Source organism: Pantoea sp. GL120224-02, from assembly GCF_900215395.1.
Taxonomy (GTDB): Bacteria; Pseudomonadota; Gammaproteobacteria; order Enterobacterales; family Enterobacteriaceae; genus Pantoea; species Pantoea communis.
On sequence record NZ_OBEC01000007.1, the window covers coordinates 128,528 to 147,233 of the forward strand.

Annotated in this window: 13 protein-coding genes; 3 read left to right on the plus strand and 10 right to left on the minus strand. The window is 56.2% G+C overall.

The features are described from left to right. Positions 1 to 12: 12 nt before the first annotated feature. Positions 13 to 2,331 (minus strand): peptidoglycan glycosyltransferase PbpC, encoded by a 2,319-nt coding sequence (gene pbpC, locus CRO33_RS14795; protein WP_097118609.1) that lies wholly within the window; start codon positions 2,329 to 2,331, stop codon positions 13 to 15. Positions 2,332 to 2,337: 6 nt separating this feature from the next. Further along, positions 2,338 to 7,224, minus strand: a complete 4,887-nt coding sequence (locus tag CRO33_RS14800; protein ID WP_097118610.1) for an alpha-2-macroglobulin family protein — start codon at positions 7,222 to 7,224, stop codon at positions 2,338 to 2,340. A 153-nt stretch (positions 7,225 to 7,377) separates the two neighbouring features. Between CRO33_RS14800 and sseA the strand changes: the two genes are divergently transcribed. Then, positions 7,378 to 8,220 carry a 3-mercaptopyruvate sulfurtransferase gene (gene sseA / locus CRO33_RS14805; RefSeq protein WP_058959144.1) on the plus strand — a complete coding sequence of 281 codons (843 nt, stop codon included), beginning with the start codon at positions 7,378 to 7,380 and terminating at the stop codon, positions 8,218 to 8,220. Positions 8,221 to 8,459: 239 nt separating this feature from the next. Here sseA and sseB read toward each other — a convergent pair whose 3' ends face one another. The 5 genes from sseB to trmJ form a co-directional block, all read right to left on the minus strand. Then, positions 8,460 to 9,227, minus strand: coding sequence for an enhanced serine sensitivity protein SseB (sseB, locus tag CRO33_RS14810; protein ID WP_097118611.1), 768 nt, complete (start codon positions 9,225 to 9,227; stop codon positions 8,460 to 8,462). Positions 9,228 to 9,467: 240 nt separating this feature from the next. Further along, a complete protein-coding gene (gene pepB / locus CRO33_RS14815; protein WP_097118612.1) occupies positions 9,468 to 10,754 on the minus strand; it encodes an aminopeptidase PepB in 1,287 nt (428 codons plus the stop codon). Between the two features lie 62 nt (positions 10,755 to 10,816). Then, complete coding sequence (locus CRO33_RS14820) at positions 10,817 to 11,986, minus strand: IscS subfamily cysteine desulfurase (protein WP_058959147.1); 1,170 nt, start codon at positions 11,984 to 11,986, stop codon at positions 10,817 to 10,819. Between the two features lie 89 nt (positions 11,987 to 12,075). After that, positions 12,076 to 12,573, minus strand: coding sequence for a Fe-S cluster assembly transcriptional regulator IscR (iscR, locus tag CRO33_RS14825; protein ID WP_034825654.1), 498 nt, complete (start codon positions 12,571 to 12,573; stop codon positions 12,076 to 12,078). 135 nt (positions 12,574 to 12,708) lie between these two features. Then, on the minus strand, positions 12,709 to 13,452 hold the full coding sequence (gene trmJ, locus CRO33_RS14830) for a tRNA (cytosine(32)/uridine(32)-2'-O)-methyltransferase TrmJ (protein ID WP_097118700.1): 744 nt from the start codon (positions 13,450 to 13,452) through the stop codon (positions 12,709 to 12,711). A 121-nt stretch (positions 13,453 to 13,573) separates the two neighbouring features. Here trmJ and suhB point away from each other — a divergent pair, with 121 nt between their 5' ends. Next, on the plus strand, positions 13,574 to 14,377 hold the full coding sequence (gene suhB / locus CRO33_RS14835) for an inositol-1-monophosphatase (RefSeq protein ID WP_058959149.1): 804 nt from the start codon (positions 13,574 to 13,576) through the stop codon (positions 14,375 to 14,377). Positions 14,378 to 14,419: 42 nt separating this feature from the next. Here the strand turns inward: suhB and CRO33_RS14840 are convergent, their stop codons facing one another. Both CRO33_RS14840 and CRO33_RS14845 read right to left on the minus strand, forming a co-directional pair. After that, on the minus strand, positions 14,420 to 15,403 hold the full coding sequence (locus CRO33_RS14840) for a nickel/cobalt transporter (protein ID WP_058959150.1): 984 nt from the start codon (positions 15,401 to 15,403) through the stop codon (positions 14,420 to 14,422). Then, complete coding sequence (locus CRO33_RS14845) at positions 15,394 to 16,020, minus strand: DUF1007 family protein (RefSeq protein WP_058959151.1); 627 nt, start codon at positions 16,018 to 16,020, stop codon at positions 15,394 to 15,396. The genes CRO33_RS14840 and CRO33_RS14845 overlap by 10 nt, the downstream gene beginning before the upstream one ends. Positions 16,021 to 16,176: 156 nt before the next feature. Between CRO33_RS14845 and csiE the strand changes: the two genes are divergently transcribed. Further along, on the plus strand, positions 16,177 to 17,445 hold the full coding sequence (csiE, locus tag CRO33_RS14850) for a stationary phase inducible protein CsiE (protein WP_045814928.1): 1,269 nt from the start codon (positions 16,177 to 16,179) through the stop codon (positions 17,443 to 17,445). Here csiE and CRO33_RS14855 read toward each other — a convergent pair. After that, positions 17,442 to 18,578 (minus strand): 3-phenylpropionate MFS transporter, encoded by a 1,137-nt coding sequence (locus CRO33_RS14855; RefSeq protein ID WP_097118701.1) that lies wholly within the window; start codon positions 18,576 to 18,578, stop codon positions 17,442 to 17,444. The two genes, csiE and CRO33_RS14855, sit on opposite strands and share 4 nt — an antisense overlap. Positions 18,579 to 18,706 lie beyond the last annotated feature (128 nt).

The following is an 18,706-nucleotide window of genomic DNA, read 5'->3' on the forward strand; positions in this document are numbered from 1 at the left end:
ATGCGCGGATATCTAACCCCGAATAAATGTGACGGATGCCAGTTGGCCCGCCTCATCCATCACCACCAGTTGATACTGGCCCGGTTCGCTGAGCACCAGCGCCGCACTGTTTTGTTCTGCCTTCTGTTCCACCGGTTGCCCGTTCAAAAACCACCAGCGCTGCGCCCCCTTTCCGCCCTGAACGGCCACCGGCAGCACCAATACCACTTTGCCTGGCAGCGGCTGCACACGCTGCCCCTCAATCACGCCGGTGATCAAGAGCGGTGGCGCACTGCCCTGATTTAAGGGTGGGCAGCGAGGATCAACAGGCGGCAGGCGCTGCTGGCGGCGTTCCGCCACTGGTAACCAGGGTTCCAGCGGCAGAGGCCACATCAAACGTTCGTGACTCTGCGCCTCGGGGCAATCGGCAGCCACGCGTAAGCCCTGCGGGTTTATCCAATAACGCTGACGTAAACCATTCACCCCTTCCTGACCGGGTGCCAACAGTGTCGGCGGCACGGTTTGATTCAGTATCCAGCTTTGGCGGCGCTGGCGGCAATTTTCGTCGCCCTGCGGCAAAGGTTGTCCTACGGGCCAGCAAATGCTCATGGCGCTGACGCTTTTCGGCCGAGGGTCGCGCGGTACGCCGTGCAGCGGCATATGCCCCGCCAGCAGGTTGTTAACCTGATTCATCACCGGTACCGCAGAGGCAAAGCCAAACTGCCCGGCAACCGGCGTGGCATCGGGCCTGCCAACCCACACGCCGATTAAATAGCGGGGCGTAATGCCAATCGTCCAGGCATCGCGATAGCCGTAACTGGTGCCGGTTTTCCAGGCCAGTGGTGCAATATCAGGAATGGCCGCGGATGGCAGCGCTTCGCCCGCCAGAATACGTCGCACAATCCAGGCTGCGCCCGGCGAAAGCAGTGGTCGCTCTTGTAATCGCTGATTGGGCAACCAGCGCAGCTGCGCGGCATTCCCCTGACGGGCAAAAGCGCTATAAGCCGCCACGATGTCATCGAGCCGCGCGCCCGTGCCGCCGAGCACCAGTGACAGATTCGGTTCGGATCCCGCCGGAAAGCGCAGGTTCAGACCGACATTGCGCAGGCGCGCCGCCACCGTTTTCGGGCCAAGCGCGTCCAGCAGTTGCACCGCTGGCAGGTTCAGTGAACGCTCCAGCGCCTCGCTGGCACTTACCGGACCGTGAAAACCGAAGTCAAAGTTTCCGGGGCGATAATCACCGAAACGGCGCGGCACATCCTGCAGCAGTGATTCACCGTGGATCAGGCCATCATCCAGCGCCATGCCATAAACAAAAGGTTTCAGCACCGATCCGGGCGATCGCACGCTGGAGATTATATCGACATGGCCAAAGCGACTGTCGTCATTGAATGACACCGAGCCAATATAGCCACGCACTTTCATATCCTGATGATCCACTACCAGCAGCGCCAGCGAGGTGCGTGGCGGCAACTGGGTTTTCATCGCTGACGCCAGACTCTCCAGTTCGCGCTGCAGCGACACATCGATGGTCGAGGTAATTTTGTTGTCGGGAGAGAGCGACAGCAGGCGGCGTGCCAGCAACGGTGCCATTTGCGGCGTTTGTCGCGGCGGCAACCAGATCGCTTCCTGTTTAATATCCGCCACATCCTGCGCCGACCACACCTGATATTCTGCCAGTCGATCCAGCACTTTATTGCGCGCCGCTTCCGCACGTTGCGGCCAGCGGTCCGGGCGCAGACGGCTCGGGGCCTGTGGCAGCACGGCGAGCAACGCTGCTTCACCTTTGGTGAGCTGAGATGGCGGCTTACCCAGCCACATCCAACTTGCTGCGCCAATGCCTTCCACCGTGCCGCCAAACGGCGCACGATTAAGATAGAGTGTGAGAATGTCACGCTTGGATAAATGCCACTCCAGCTGTAGCGCTCGCCAGGCCTGAACCACCTTACCACGCAGCGTACGCGGTTGTGGGTCGATCAATCGCGCTACCTGCATCGTTAGCGTGCTGCCGCCTGACACAATGCCGTGATGCAGCAGGTTTTGCCCGATGGCACGCACAATCGCCATCGGATTGATGCCGGGATGGTGCCAGAACCAGCGATCTTCGTAAGTGAGCAGCGCCTGAATATAGTCGGGCGAGACCTCCTCCAGCGTCACCGGATAGCGCCAGACGCCTTGCTTGTCGGCAAAGCGCCACAGCGGCGTGCCATCCTCCGCGACCACCACGCGTGCAGGTTGCACTTCCTGCAGCGGCAGGGGATCGAGTCGATCCAGTAGCCATATACCGACGAGCATCAGCAGTAAAAAAAGCGGCAGCCAGCGCCACCGCTTCAGTGCATGACCTTTTTTCATTACCGCTTAGCGCACATTCAGTTTTTCCGGCGTGATGCCAATCGCGCGCCACTCCGGCACATACATTGATTCGACCTGCGGAGGCGGCAGACGATAGCTACCCGGCGTCACCGCGCGTGCCAGATACAGCAGCGTGACTGGTGTGTAGCCATCCAGCGCCAGTGCCGCAACGAAGCGGTCATCACGGAACTCAATGTGTTTGATGTTGGCTTGCTGCATATCCATCATGCTCTCTTTCAGCGCATCGGCACTGTCGCCCAGACTGGCGCTGCTATCGCTCAGGTTCTGGTTTTCCAGTTCCAGTCCTGCAGGCAGTAAATCCACCACCAGCGCATCGCTCACCCGCTCGCTGGCCGTCACTTTCAACCGCACCACCAGCAATTCACCACTTTTCAGGTTGGTGAGGTCAGCTGGCTTACCGTCGAGGGTGAAATACTCGCGGGTGATCTTCAGCACGTTGCTGATTGGCGACGGTGCTGTTTGCGGATAACCCACCACATTGAGCGTGCCGTAAAGCGGCGAATTATTGTCGCTTTTCACCGACAAGCCCTGGCGTAGCTGATCTTCGCTGATGCCCATATTGAGCGTCTGATTGCTGCTCAGCGGCTCACTTCTGCCCTGCAATGTGGCTTGCCACTGTTCACCTTTGTGCTGCTGCAAGGTGCGAGCGGCGAGGAACAGCGCATTGTTTTCCTGGGTGGAGAACCAGCGCTGACCATGTACCGCTTTCGCCAGATCAATCAGTAATGGTCCCTGCATATCGGGCAGCAGTTGGTTTTCAGTGATGAGCGCAACAATCAGCGCGCGGTCACGCACCGGGCTGCCGTAATCACCCAACCAGCTGTTGGGTTTGCGCTCCAGCCCTATGCCCTGTGCCAGCGCCAACTGCGCACGCTGTTGATCGCCCATCAGTTTCAGCGCCACACCCAGTTGCACCAGCGCCAGACCTGATTTTGCCTGCTCACGCTTGTCGTACAGTGCACGCAATGCACCGAGCGGCGCCTGTTGCTGTCTTGCTAATACCAGCCCGGCGTAAGCTTGCACACTGAAACGCAATCCATCGGCATCGCTGCTCCAGCTGGTTTCTATTTGTGCCGGGTCCTGCAGATAGCGCAGCAAGCGTTCATCGGCGCGGCTGATCACCCCTTCCGGCACGCTGTAGCCCGCTTCACTGGCACGCAGCAGGAAATCGGTGACGTAAGCCGTCAACCAGAACTCCTCCTGACTCTCTTTGCTCCACAAGCCAAAGCTGCCATTACCACGCTGCATACCTGCCAGGCGCGCAATACCGGTTGCGATCGACGCCCGGCGCGCCTCGTCGGTGCTGGTTTTGATACCCAGCGCATCCAGCTGTGCTTTGTTGGTGAACACCGATGGCCAGATGCCGCTGGCGGTCTGCTCAAGGCAGCCGTAAGGATAGGCATACAGCTGGCTAATAAAGCTGGCAATATTCAGCGGCGGTCGATTGCTGAGCGACAGCTGCCCGGTCAGCGTATCCTTTTGCAGGCCGCTAAAGGCACTCGCCACCACCTGCCAGCTCTGCCCGGTTTGCATCACATTATCAAAACTCAGGGTTTGGGCGGGATAAGCCGGGCGCACGCCGATGGTCCATTTGCGCTCGCTGGGCTCCAGCGTCTCACCCGGCAGACTCATGCCGGAGACGTTGAGCTGCACCGCCCCCTCACCAAAGGCTCCCTGGGCTTTAACCGGGATTTGCAAGGTCGTGCGCGCACCTTTCGCCAGTTGCACGCTGGAAGTGACAGTGCCGTTCAGGGCGATCAGACCCTGCGTTGTTACGTCGACTTTTAGCGTCTGCGGCTGATCGGTCAGGTTGGTAAGATCCAGCGCCAGCGTCGACTGGTCACCGCTGGCCATAAAGCGCGGCGTCGCCAGTTCACTGATGAGCGGCGCGGCCACCACCATTTTGCGCTCCGCTGAGCCGAAGCTCTCTGCGCTCCATACCTGCGCCATCAAGCGTAACTCGCCATTAAAGGCCGGAATCGGGAGATCGATGGTGCCTTCGCCGTTGGCATCCAGCGTGACTGGCTGCAGCTGTTGTGCGACGATCTGCACATCGGTGACCGGCTTTTTACCGCCTCGCGACAGCGCATCGGCATCATCGCCGTCACCACCAAAGCGCAGTGCCGCCAGCTTGCCACCGCCTTCGATGAGCTGACCATAGACATCATATTGATCGGCGTTGTAACGCTTACGGCCAAAGAACGCGTCCCATGGATTTGGCGTTTTGTAATCAGTGATGCTCAACACGCCGCTGTCCACCGCTGACAGCAAGACCTGAACCTGCTTAGGTAACTCGCCGCCTTCACGGCTGGCTTTCACCTTCACTTTGACTGTCTGCTCAGGGCGGATTTTTTCAGGCGCATCCATCGCCAGATTGAGACGTCGCGCTTCGGTCGCCATCGGCAAATGCAGCAGCCCTACTGACCTTTTCGGCGTGGTGCCGTTGGCTTTATCGCCGTCACGCACCACGATGGCGCTGAGATAGAGATCGTGACGCTTCCAGCTCTCATTAATCGGTACATCAATGGTCGTGCCACCGGCAGGAACGTCGAGCGGCTGCCACCACAGCGTTCCGCTGCTGGATTCCACCATCAGATACCCTTTACCGGCAGCCGGTGATTCCACCTGTACTTTAGCGGTATCACCCGGTTGGTAGGCGCTTTTATCAATTTTCAGTTTGACCTGATCGGGACGTAACGCACCGGTGCCATCAGTGTTGTCCTGCCACCAGTAGCCCGCATTGAAGCGCACGCTACTGACAATGTTCTCTCCCGCATGCACCTCCAGACGATAGGTGCCCCACTCCACCGGGAAGCTGATTTTCTGGCTGCCGCCCGCGGCAATAGTGATGCGCTGCTCGTCTTCCCGCAGATCTTTTTGGTCATAACGCGACTGCCAACCTTCGCTGTCTGAGAAGCTCCAGAAGTAGTCACGGCGTTCGTGAATCAGGCGCACATCCAGATCCTGCGCCGCCAGTTTCTCGCCTTGCGGATTGGCATAAACAACATCAAATTCCGCCAGGCCGTTTTCAGGTACAGTCGGCTCATCGCGGTAACGATCGGTGCGATAGTCATAAACTGACTCACTGTTAAACAGTGGACGGATACCCGGCAGTGCAGGCGCGGGCCAGATCGATTGAGTCGCGCGACGTGTCACCGGACGCCCACCGGTTTCCAGCAGGCTGGCTTGCAGTATCAGGTTGAGCGGCGAATGACTTTCTGCCCAGCTGCTTTCCACGTTGAGCTGCAGTTTGCCGCTCTCATCCAGCTTTTCATCAACGTCATCGAGACTGCGTTTCAGATCTTCAGTGATATCGCCAAATTGATAGCCTGGCAGCGCTACCACAGCTTCACGCGCCGGGCGCAGGAACAGTTGCCCCTGCAACTCATTACCCGCCGCTGGTGCGCCATACAGATAACGGCCCTCAACATCAAAGGTCACTGAGGCGTCCGGTGCCAGCGGCTGTTCGCTGTTGCTCAATGCCAGCGCCATACGTTCTGGCAGGAAATCTTCGACATGGAACGACCAGCTACGCGGCTGGTTATCACCGCTGTTGATGCGCAGCGTCCATTCACCGGTCATGGCTGAAGCTGGAAGAGCAAAGCGCTGCTGGTACACACCGTTCTCCGGCTGCCAGACAAAGGTCTGGGTGACTTCACCATTAGGCTGCACCACTTCGGCTTTGACCGGTTGTGGCGGCAACGGCTTGCCATCGGCATCACGCAGCAGCGCATTAACGATCACCGTTTCACCGGGGCGATAGAGATCGCGCGGGCCGAACAGGAAGAACTGCTTGTCATAACCCTGCGGACCATCAATCGGGAATTCGGCGAGATCCAACGCCGGACGATTGAGATCGATCAGAGAGGTTTGCCCTTTCTGCGTTGCCAGCAGCAACTTGCCTTTGGCGTTGGCGGGCAGGCGCAGATGGCCATTGCTGTCACTGGTGCCACTCGCCAGCTGTTGGCCTTTCTCGTCCAGCAGTTGCACATTGACGTCATCTAGCGGTGCGCCATTGGCGAGGCTTTGCGTAAAGAGTTCCAGTTGATCCGGGAAGCTATGCAGCGATAAACCAATGTCACTGAGCGTAAACAGGGTTGCTGGCTGTGTGTAATTGTAGGTTCCGGCCTGTTTCATCACCGCCAGATAAACACCGGGCTGCTTGAGCGCATCCACATCGCTGAGCGGCAGCTGCATCTTCTCACGCGTGTTGCGGGCCGGATTGAGATCAAAACGTCCACTGTAGACCAGATCGGCATTTTTCAGTAAATCGCGTGATTCCCAGTACGACAGGTTATTACCGTAATTCCACAGGGCGAGAAAATCGGCCAGTACGGCGCTTTTCACCCGGAAGAAATCGACATCAATGTTGTTCACATTGAGTGCCAGCACCGGTAATCCCTGCGTCAGGCGCAGCGGCAGCAGTGATCCCCGGCTGGCGAAACCCACCATCGGCTGGATATCGCGGGTAGTCAGCGTCTGGCTGAAAGGGCTGGATAAGGTACTGCCATCGGCGGCCTTGAGGCCGGCATCGACGGTCACTGTTAATTTGCGCGACGGTTCAGGATGGCGGAAGCGTAGCGCCTTGCCATTTTGCGCCAGTTCCCAGCCGCCATCGACCTTACCGCTTTTCTCATCGCTGATATGGACCCGCGCGTTCAAGTCCTGTTTGCTATCGATGGCAGTATTGAAACTCAGCACCAGTGCTGATGCGCCATCCAGTTGCAGCTCGGAAAGGTCGATCACCGAGATCGTTTTCGCCGCATTTTGCACCACAGGCGTATCCTCAGCCTGCGCAGGCAGCAAAGCGCCGCCCAATAGTGTTCCGCCGATCAGCACGCTGAGCAGCAGTCGATTAACGCGTTTTGCCATGGTAAGTCCCTCACCAGCCCCAAAGGTTAAAATAGTGTGCTGCGCAATTTCACATCAACCTACTCACTTTAGCAACGATACCCTTGAGATAGCGTTCACATTCCCGGACACTGGTCCTTTCCGTTTTCTGATGATTGAGAAGAGGTTGTTGCGATGACAGCTCCCCTGTTTGTCTCTGCCGATTGGTTAAAAGAGCATTACACCGATGAAACGTTGCAGGTATTAGATGCGCGCATGTTGCCGCCAGGTCAGGAAGCGGTGCGTGATATCCAGGCGGAATATCTGGCAGGGCATTTGCCCGATGCGCCTTATTTCAATATCGAAGCTTTGTCCGATCACACCAGCGCTTACCCGCATATGATGCCGCGCCCGGAAGCTTTTGCCGTGGCGATGCGCGAACTGGGTGTTAATCAGGATAAACACCTGGTGGTGTATGACGAGGGCAACCTGTTCTCTGCACCCCGCGCATGGTGGATGTTGCGCGCCTTTGGCTGCGTCAATGTGTCGATTCTGGCGGGCGGTTTGCAGGGCTGGAAAGCGGCAGGCTTTGATGTCGCTTCAGGCCCAGTTAACCTGCCGGAAGGCGAGTTCGAAGCTCATTACGATCAGGGGCTGGTGAAACGCCTGACCGATGTGTTGTTGATCAGCCATGAAGGCGGCGCGCAGATCGTTGATGCCCGAGCGGCTAACCGCTTTAACGCAGAAGTGGATGAACCGCGTCCGGGCCTGCTGCGCGGGCACATCCCGAATAGCTTGAATATGCCGTGGAACAATCTTGTGGCGAACGGCGAGCTGAAACCGGCGGCTGAACTGCGCGATTTGTTTGAAAAAGCCGGCATTAAATTGGATCAGCCCATTATCGCCAGCTGCGGTTCGGGTGTAACGGCGGTGGTGGTGATTCTGGCACTAACCTCGCTGGGCGTGCGTGACGTCACCCTGTATGACGGATCCTGGGGCGAATGGGGTAGCCGCGACGATTTACCGATTGAGAAATAAAGTTTAGCTAGCCGATTAAACTGCTGAGCATGGCAATGAAGGGGGTTGCAGAACAAACTTCTGAGCCTGCTAATGATGATTTGACTACCGCGCAATAAATTGCGCCGCTACCCGATAAGTGCGATCTGTAGCGGCGCGATCAGATAAGTGCGATCCGTAGCGGCGCGATTTATCGCGCGTATCTTAAGCCGGACAATGGCTGTCAGATGCGCAATAAATTGCACCGCAGCTAGCGATGTTTAGATAATCCGCTGACTGCCTTTGAAGTCGCGCAGGAAACTCCCCCAGCGACGTTCATAAAATGGCGTGATGTGCGCGGTAAAGAAGTGGCTGACGCCTTTCTCGTCGACCACCACTTCGCAGATATCAATCGGTGCGTCATCCGTCAGCGTATCGGTTGCCACGCTGCCTGCCGCCTGAATAATCTCATCGATATTGCTATCGGCTTCGATACCGATCAGTAGATTCGGCTCTTCCATAGCATTCTCACGAATGCTGGCGATGTAAGCACGACGCACCTGTTTATATTTAGCAAACAGCTGCGTCAGAGAATCAATCATCTGCGCGGGCGGTTCAGCCACTTCCGACAGAAGCAGGGCATGGCCGCCTTCCAACACCGTTTGCTGACTCAGCGCACTGCCCTCTTCACCGATCAGATGGGCGATTTCACCTGGCGAAAACTCTTTACCCGCCGGTAATTTGGGATTGAGGAACAAGCTCTCACCCAGGGTCATTTCAAACAGCGTGCGCGCGGGCAGGCGCAGATAAGGCTGCTCTTCTTTAATTGCTTCGCCCATCGCCTCTTCTGAGGTGAAGAACGGGATAACGCTGCCGCCACCCTCTTTTTCCCAATGCAGCAATTCCACGGGCGAAGTGGCATCAAACTGCTCTGCAGGACTTTCACCTGGCACCCAAATGTCAGATTCCAGCAGCAGTTGAAAGAATTCCGGACGGTGCGCAGGCTCAGTGGCGGCCAGCTTTAGCACCTCTTCAAGACGATTGCTCATTTATCAAGTTCCAAAAAAACGGCAAGCTCATGCATGAGGTTTGCCGCTTAAGCGCTGTTCGGTCGCCATCAATGACGACCCTACACAATACTGATGAAGGATGCACATCAACGACGACCTGACGTAGGTTACACATCAATGGCGACCAGACGAAAGGTGCATGCACATCAATGGCGGCCTGACGTGGGTTACACATCTTTCTGCGACCTGACTTAGGGTTCGCATTGATGCGCGCCGGTTTTACTTCAGCAGCAGATTGGCAATAGTGCGCACACCCAGACCGGTGGCACCCGCTGACCACTGATCCACCGCGCTTTTACGGTAAGTGGCAGAACAGTCAATGTGCAGCCAACCCTGCTGATAGTTGCTAACGAAGTAAGAGAGGAACGCCGCCGCGCTGCTGGCGCCTGCTGCATGCGCAGGGCTGGCAATGTTGTTCAAATCGGCAAAGTTTGACGGCAGATGGCTGCGATGGAACTCCGCCAGCGGCAGACGCCAGAAGGCTTCGTTTTCACCAGTTGCACTGCCCAGCAGAGATTCCGCCAGTACATCGTCAAAGGTAAACAGGGCGTGATAATCGTTGCCCAGCGCCGTTTTCGCGGCACCGGTCAGGGTCGCGGCATCGATCAGCAGTTCAGGATTTTGCTCGCTGGCATCAATCAGGCCATCAGCCAGCACCAGGCGCCCTTCCGCATCGGTGTTCATCACTTCCACGGTTTTACCGTTACGATAGCGGATGATGTCGCCGAGACGGAACGCGTTACCGCTCACCATGTTGTCAGCACAGCACAGGAACAGCTTCACACGTTTGGTCAGGCCACGCGCAATCGCCAGCGCCAGCGCGCCAGTTACCGTTGCCGCACCGCCCATATCGGATTTCATCGAATCCATAAACGCGCTCTGCTTCAGGCTGTAACCACCGGTATCAAAGGTGATGCCTTTTCCGACCAGACAAGCGTATACCGGCGCATTTTCATCGCCGGTGGGGTTGAAGTCGAGCGCCAGCAGCACAGGTGCGCGAGTTGAACCACGGCCCACGGTGTGAATACCGGCATAACCCTGCTCACGCAGATCTTCGCCTTTGGTGATGCGATAGCTCACTGCGTCACCGCCCACTTCGCTGATCAGATCGATCGCGCTGTGCGCCAGTTGTTCCGGACTCAGATCTTCCGCTGGAAGGTTAATGGTGTCGCGCACCCAGTCAACGATCTTCAGACGACGATCAAATTCAGTTTGATCGTTTTCGCTTAATGCTGGCCACTCTACCTGGCGCTTGCCTTTCGGGCTGCGATAGCCTTGCCAGAATGCCCAGCACTTCTCTAAATCCCACTCTTCGCCGCTCAGGGCAACGTGGCGAATCCCCTGACCGTCCAGCTTACGCCCCGCGCGCTGGATGCTCATCAGCGCATCGGCGCCAGTCAGGTGAAGGGTCATGCCACTTTCAGTGCTGCTCAGCAGTGCTTTTTCACCCCAGCGCGCATCGGCGGCCTGGGAGCTGAGCGTAATTGTCATCGGTTGTGTTGTCATCGCGTGGCTCCGTTTGCGTTAGGTGTCACCTTACGCCAGAACCGGCGCAAGGGGTGCATGAATTAGCGGGACGTGGCGGGCGTTAATGCCCGTAAACGGCTTACCGCTTTATTGACCAGCTCAATGGCATAGTCAATTTCCTCTTCGGTAGTGAAGCGTCCCAGCGAGAAGCGCAGCGAGCTGTGTGCCAGCTCCTGCTCAACGCCCATGGCGCGCAGTACATAAGAGGGTTCGAGACTGGCCGAGGTACAGGCAGAACCGGACGACAGCGCCAGATCTTTCAGCGCCATAATCAGTGATTCGCCATCGACCTGAGCAAAACTGAGGTTGAGGATATTCGGTGCGCCCTGCTCCAGCGAACCGTTAATATTCACATTCTCTAACTGGCTGATGCCGTGCCACAGACGTTGGCGCATGGCTGCGAGACGCGCCATTTCACTGCTCATCTCTTCACGTGCAACGCGATACGCTTCGCCCATGCCCACGATTTGATGCACCGGCAAGGTTCCGGATCGCATACCGCGTTCATGACCGCCGCCGTGCATCTGCGCATCGATCTGTAATTTAGGTTTACGACGCACCCACAGCGCACCAATGCCTTTCGGACCGTAGATTTTATGCGCTGAAAACGACATCAGATCCACCGGCAGTGCCGCAACATCAATCGGCAATTTGCCGACGCTTTGGGTGGCATCAACATGAAACAGGATGTCACGCGCGCGGCACAAGGCTCCGAGCGCGGCGATATCCTGAATCACGCCGGTTTCGTTGTTCACATGCATCAGGGAAACCAGCACCGTGTCATCGCGCAGTGCGGCTTCCAGCATCGCAGGCGTGACAATGCCATCGCTGCCGGGTTGCAGATAGGTGACGTCGAAGCCTTCACGCTCCAGTTGCTGGCAGCTATCGAGCACTGCTTTGTGCTCAGTTTGACTGGTAATAATGTGTTTGCCGCGCGCCTGATGGAATTGAGCCGCGCCTTTAATGGCGAGGTTATCAGCTTCGGTGGCACCGGAAGTAAAAACGATTTCACGCGGATCGGCATTGACCAGCTCTGCAATCTGATTGCGCGCCACATCAACGGCTTCTTCTGCCTGCCAGCCAAAACGGTGAGAACGGGAAGCGGGGTTACCGAAGGTGCCATCCAAAGTAAGAAACTGCATCATTTTGGTGGCGACACGCGGATCGGCAGGCGTTGTCGCTGCGTAATCCAGGTAGATCGGTAATTTCATTGCGCTAAAACTCCGTATAAAAAATCATACGTCTTTATAGCACGATTCAGCCCCGGCTGTGTGAACAGCAAGGGCTGAAGGGGAGCGGATTAAGCACGCAGATTAACGTTAATGGTTTCCTGCATACGATGCTGCTGGAAGCGGCGAGTGTCGTTCATGTTCTGACGATCTGCCACATCCAGGATTTCCTGGTTGTTTACCAGTTCAGCCAGCGTGATGTTGTTGAGGAATTCGCTGATGCGTTCGCTCAGGTCACGCCACAGGACGTGAGTCAGGCAGCGCTCGCCACCCTGGCAGCCTTCTTTGCCCTGGCACTTGGTGGCATCAACAGATTCGTCAACCGCCGTGATCACCGCGCCAACGGCAATCGCGCCAGCATCTTTACCTAACAGATAACCGCCACCTGGACCACGAACGCTGGCCACTAAACCGTGCTTACGCAGACGTGAGAATAACTGCTCCAGATAGGAGAGCGAAATGCCCTGACGCTCAGAAATGTCAGCCAGCGGCACCGGGCCCTCGTTTGAGTGCAGTGCAACGTCCAGCATAGCGGTTACGGCATAACGTCCTTTGGATGTCAGTCTCATAGCATACAACCTCGTAAGCGTCCGTCCGGGTATCGGCGGGCTATCTGATGAATTGACGCCAGTCTGCCATTCCTGAGTAAAACGGTCAACTATTTAACCAAGTAATTTACTCAACTATTTAACCAACTGTTTTACTCAACTATTACCCTTATTACCTTTAGGCTTTTGGAACGAAGCCAGCATACCCCGCAGGATATTGAGTTCATCACGTTCCGGACGCGCGCGGGTGTAGAGACGGCGCAGTTTGCTCATCACCTGACTCGGGGTGCCTTCGCGGATAAAGCCGCTCTCCAGCATCATCTTCTCAATGTGTTGATAGAAGCGCTCCAAATCGTCCACCAAAGGATAAGGGGATTCTTCTTCTTGCGGTTGTGGGCTGGCTTTCTCCTGCGCATCCAGCCATGCCATACGCACTTCGTAAGCAATGATCTGCACTGCCATCGCCAGGTTTAGCGAGCTGTATTCCGGATTTGCCTGAATGGCGACGTGATAGTGGCACTTCTGCAACTCTTCGTTGGTCAGGCCCACACGTTCACGACCAAACACCAGTGCAACCGGTGCCTGCTGGCCCTCTTGCACGCTTTTGATACCGCATTCACGCGAATCCAGCATCGGCCAGGGCAGCGATCGGGAACGCGCGCTGGTGCCGACAACCAGGCTACAGCCCGCAATCGCTTCGTCCAGCGTATCCACGATTTTTGCATCGCCAATTACATCGCTGGCGCCGGCGGCAAGAGAGATGGCCTGCGAGTCAGGTTTGACCAGCGGGTTGACCAGATAAAGATTGGTTAAGCCCATGGTTTTCATGGCGCGAGCAACAGAGCCCATGTTGCCAGTGTGCGAGGTTTCAACCAGTACGATTCGGATATTTTGCAGCATAATAGTGAGCGGTGAGAAAATGATGGCGCGTAGCCTAGCATAAAAGCAGGACATTTGCTGAACACCCTGATATACTCCGCGCCGTTTTCACCCGTTCTTTAACATCCAGCGAGAGATACCGATGCATCCGATGCTCAACATCGCCGTGCGCGCAGCGCGCAAGGCCGGAAATTTAATTGCCAAGAATTATGAAACCCCGGACGCTGTCGAAGCCAGCCAGAAAGGCAGCAACGACTTCGTTACCAATGTTGACCGTGACGCAGAACGTCTGATTATCGAAGTGATTCGTAAATCCTACCCGCAACACTCCATCATCACCGAAGAAAGCGGTGAACTGGCGGGCGATGATCAGGACATTCAATGGGTAATCGATCCGCTGGATGGCACCACCAACTTCATCAAACGTTTACCACATTTCTCTGTATCTATCGCTGTGCGCATCAAAGGCCGCACCGAAGTGGCTGTGGTCTACGATCCAATGCGCAACGAACTGTTCACCGCTGTACGCGGTCAGGGCGCACAGCTCAATGGTTATCGTCTGCGTGGCAGCACCGCGCGTGACCTGGATGGCACCATCCTGGCAACCGGCTTCCCGTTCAAGCTGAAACAGCACGCAACCCCTTACATCAACATCGTGGGCAAACTGTTCACTCAATGTGCTGACTTCCGTCGCACCGGTTCTGCTGCGCTGGATCTGGCTTACGTGGCCGCTGGCCGCGTGGACGGTTTCTTTGAGATCGGTCTGAAGCCATGGGATTTCGCTGCGGGTGAACTGCTGGTACGTGAAGCGGGCGGCCTGGTGACAGACTTCACCGGCAACCATGGCTACATGATGTCAGGTAACATCGTTGCAGGTAACCCACGCGTTGTGAAAGCCATGCTGGCGACCATGCGTGAAGAACTGAGCGAAGCGCTGAAGCGCTAAGCACCAAAAAGGCGGATATCATATCCGCCTTTTTTTACGCCGTTAAAACGGTCGTAACCCGCTACTCATCATCGGCTGTGCGCTTTGCCACAGTAACCACCCTGCCAGTACCAGCAGAATCCCACCTGCTAATCCTAATGCCGGCATAATGATTTTCGCCCCGTGCGACATTGCACTGTTTGCCCCTAGCTTTTCAGCTAATCGCCGCGATCGTTGAACTAATAAGCCCATTGCGGAGACCGTGACCGCCGTACCGATGGCCATGGCCACCGCCGAGGCCACACCCCACGCATAAACACCAATCACCTTAGAAAACAGCAGCATCATGATGGCGCCAGAACAGGGACGCATGCCCATGGAGAACACTACCAGCGCCTGGGTTTTCCCGCTCACCGCGCGATCCATCTGTTCAGCACTCGGCAGATGCGCATGACCGCATCCGCAGTGTTCATCATGCTGGTGATGTGGGCGAATGGCGTGAATCTGAATCTTCGCCGACGCGGGACGTAATAGCGGAAGTAATGTACGCAGCGCACGCCAGCCGACCCACACGCCCAACGCCATCACCAGCAGATAACTGCCCTTCTCCAGCCAGTAACTGCCGAGATGCATTTGCCGCGATGAGGTTTGCAATACCACCAGCATCACTGTGACCAAACCAATCGCCACACCGCCTTGTAACAGTGCGGCCAGTAGCGTCAGTTTCATGCTGGTTTTCAGCTTCGCGGGATGCGTCGCCAGGAAGGTGCTGATCACCACTTTGCCGTGCCCTGGGCCCAGCGCGTGCAGCACACCATAAGCCAGGCTAAAAAGCATTAAAGTCACGCCCGCCTGCTGAGGCTGGTCAGCGACTTGTTGCAGGAGTTGGGTCATTTCGCGATTGAGGACTTTCTGCCACAACACGCTTTGCAGCAAAATTTGCGACCAGTGCTGCCACAGGGTATATCCGGCAGCAAGCATCACTATGGCCAGCAACCAAAGCGGCCACAGTCTGCGTGAACGAGAAGGCAGAGAAATCAATGACATGTCAGGGTTACCGTTTGCGCGAATTGCTGACCAAGATCCATGTCTTCCGGCGGCGCATCGGCTTTATCCAGCGACAGCGCATATTGCTTGAGCGAGTCATCCGGTTTGGGGGTGTGTAAGTCTATCTGGCAGTGTGCTTTTACGCCGTCGTCCATGGTTAATGCCTGTGGGTTATCGTAATACATATCAACAAAGTAGCTCGGATCGAAGGTCTGAATACGATACTGTTTCGCACTCAGCGACTGGGGTTCGCCAAACGGCACAATAAACTCCAGCACTGCTTTGTTGCCGTTGCGCGACAAATTGTACTCTTTGGGCAAATTCAGGAACTTCACCCGCGTTTTGTCCTGCCATACCTCTGAGAAGTAATGTTGCCCCAACACGTTCGCCATCACCTGCGCCGCCAGCTTTTTCCATACCACGTCACCGGGTTTCGCTTTGCCGGCATCGTAAAGCAGATCGGCTGAAGTAATTTCATCCATGGTCCACACCATTTTCATGCCTGTCAGGTGATCGTTTTCGCTGACAAACTCGTTTTTCATATCGATAAAGCTGTGCGGATGAGACCAGGCTGCAGCGCTGAACAACAGCGTAAAAGGAATGAGTGCAATTTTCATGTGTTATAAAGTAACAATTCTCAAGTGAAGATTATACTGGTCCAGAAAAACTGTGACCCGCCTAAAAGCTCTGAGCAAAAGTCACGACAAAGTGCAGGGTTACCGCGTGGAGTTAGCTATTCTTAACTCAAAAATGACCCGCGGATAATACTATTGATGAGTTCTGCACCTTCATCTGCACCACTCTTCAGCCGTGCCCAGCGTCGTTGTCATCTGCTATTGCTACTGTTTCTGCCTGCTCCCGCGCTAACGCTTGAAAAGCTCTGCCAGTTAAATGGTGTTGATCCTGCCGTTGCCCGACAGGATATCGCGGATGTCGGTGATGAGATACAGCGCTTCCATCAACTGGAGTTACACCAGATGGTGGATGGCAGCTTCCGCATACACGGGACGGAACTGGACAGGCGGCTCTGCCTGCTCCATTGGCTGCGACGCGCGCTGCGCCTGTCGCAGGATTTCGTCTGCGAACATTTTGCTCCCGTGCTGCGTCAGCGCCTGAAAGTCCTCAATATCGAAAAGGCGCTGTGGGATGAAACCAATCTGCAGGCGTTAATTCAACATTGCAGTCTGCGACTGAGCCGCGATTTCACGCCGCGCGATCGCCTGTTCCTGCAAATCTTTATGAAGTACGCGCTTTGCCAACGGCAAAATGCACTGTTTAATGAAAAACAGCGGGCATGGCTGGCAGCAAAAACCGAGCGTGCTGCCGCAGATGATGTGATTCACCACTGGCAGAAACGCTGCCATTTAGCGCCGGACGTTAGCGAAACCGACTTCTGGACGCTGCTGTTCAGTTTGATTCATGCGCCGGATGGGAATCAGCTTGAAGACCACCAGGCACAGCAGCTCATGCTGGCCGTAGAAGCGTTAATCGCCCGTTTTGAACAGCTGGCGCAGACACGCGTCAAAAATCAGCACGAGCTGAAATTGCAATTATTCACGCATCTGGCGCAAGCGCTGGATCGCAGTCACTTTGCCATTGGGATTGATAACAGTGTGGCATTGGACGTGGCACGTCTTTATCCACGTTTACTGCGCACCACCGAACGCGCGCTGTATCACTTTAGCAGTGATTTCGGCACGGAATTTAGCGCGGAGGAAGTGAGTCTGGTTGCAGTGTTGTTCGGTGCCTGGCTGATGCAGGATAGCGCACTGCAGGAGAAGCAGGTACTCCTGTTGACCGGCGCGGATGCGGCAATGGAACAATTACTGGAGCAGCAAATCCGCGAGATAACGCTGCTGCCAATCAACATCACTTATCAGGATATGCTGCACTTTCAACGAGAAGGTGCACCGCGTGACGTGGCGCTGGTGATCACACCCTACGCCACATCGTTACCGTTGTTTTCACCGCCGCTGATCCACGCCGAGCTGCCGCTGAGCTACCATCAGCAGCAACGCATTCGTCAACTGCTGGAAGCTTAAGCGGCGCGCGGACGAAGGAACAATGCAGGAAGCGCCACCAGTGCCATCACCCAGAACAGATGTCCCTGTAAATGGGTAAACAGCACACCGCTGATCATCGTCATCACGGCAATCCCGCCGCCCATCGCCAGTGCAGAGTAAAGCGACTGCAATCGAATCACCTCGGCCCCTTTGCGCGCGGCAATAAAGCGCATCGCTGCCAAATGGCATACGGTGAAGCTGCCACAATGCAAAATCTGAGCAGCAATGAGCAGCGGCAGCGCGGTGCTGGATCCCAGCATCACCCAGCGCACTAACGCACAGCAGCAAGAAAGCTGCAGCAAGTCGCGGGCACTCCAGCGACGGAACAGACGATTGCTCAGCGCGAAGATGACGATTTCCGCCACCACGCCCAACGACCATAGATAGCCAATCACCGATGCGGAATAACCTGCTTCCTGCCACCAGATAGCACTGAAGCTGTAATAAGCTGCATGTGCCCCCTGCATTAGCGTCACGCATAACATAAAGCGCCAGACCGCGTTCTCCCGTAGCATATCGCGCCACGCCGTCCAACCGCCGCTTGCCCCCTGCCGCGCATCACCTTGTGGCCGGGTTTTGGGTACTAACATCATGCCGCTAAGCATGGCCAGCAAGCCCACACTTAGCAGTGCCAGAATCGCCCGTGATGACCAGGCACTCACCAGCATCCCCGTCAGCGCAGAGCTAATCACAAACGCCAGCGAACCCCATAGCCGCACCGGGCCATAAGCCAGACCAATTTGCTGCGTCCAGGTCGCTGCCAGCGCATCGCTGAGCGGCACCAACGGCGAGAAAAACAGGTTGAAGCCCACCATGACCAGTAACAGCCATAACCATTGGTCGCCAAACCAGAAACCTAACGCAAAAAGGCACGTCATCAATGCCAGCAGCCGCAACGCCAGAATCAGCTGAGAAGGGTTTTTAACCTGCGAGGCGATCAGCAGGCTACCGACAAATCGCGCCACCATGCCGCAACCGAGCAGTAAGCCGATTTTTTCAGCATCCAGGCCTATGCCTTTGAGCCAGACGCTCCAGAAAGGTAAGTAGATTCCATAACAGAAGAAGTAGGTGAAGTAGCTGAGTCCCAGCCATCTGGCCGATCCGATGGTCATTTTGCCTCCCACAGGCATGTCAGCTGCGCCCGCAGCCCATTGGGCCGCTTCTTTGTCAGAGGCTTGAACAAAAGTGAAATGAAAGGTCGGGGAATCGCTTTTTCTGCGACAGGCTTCGTATCGGAAAT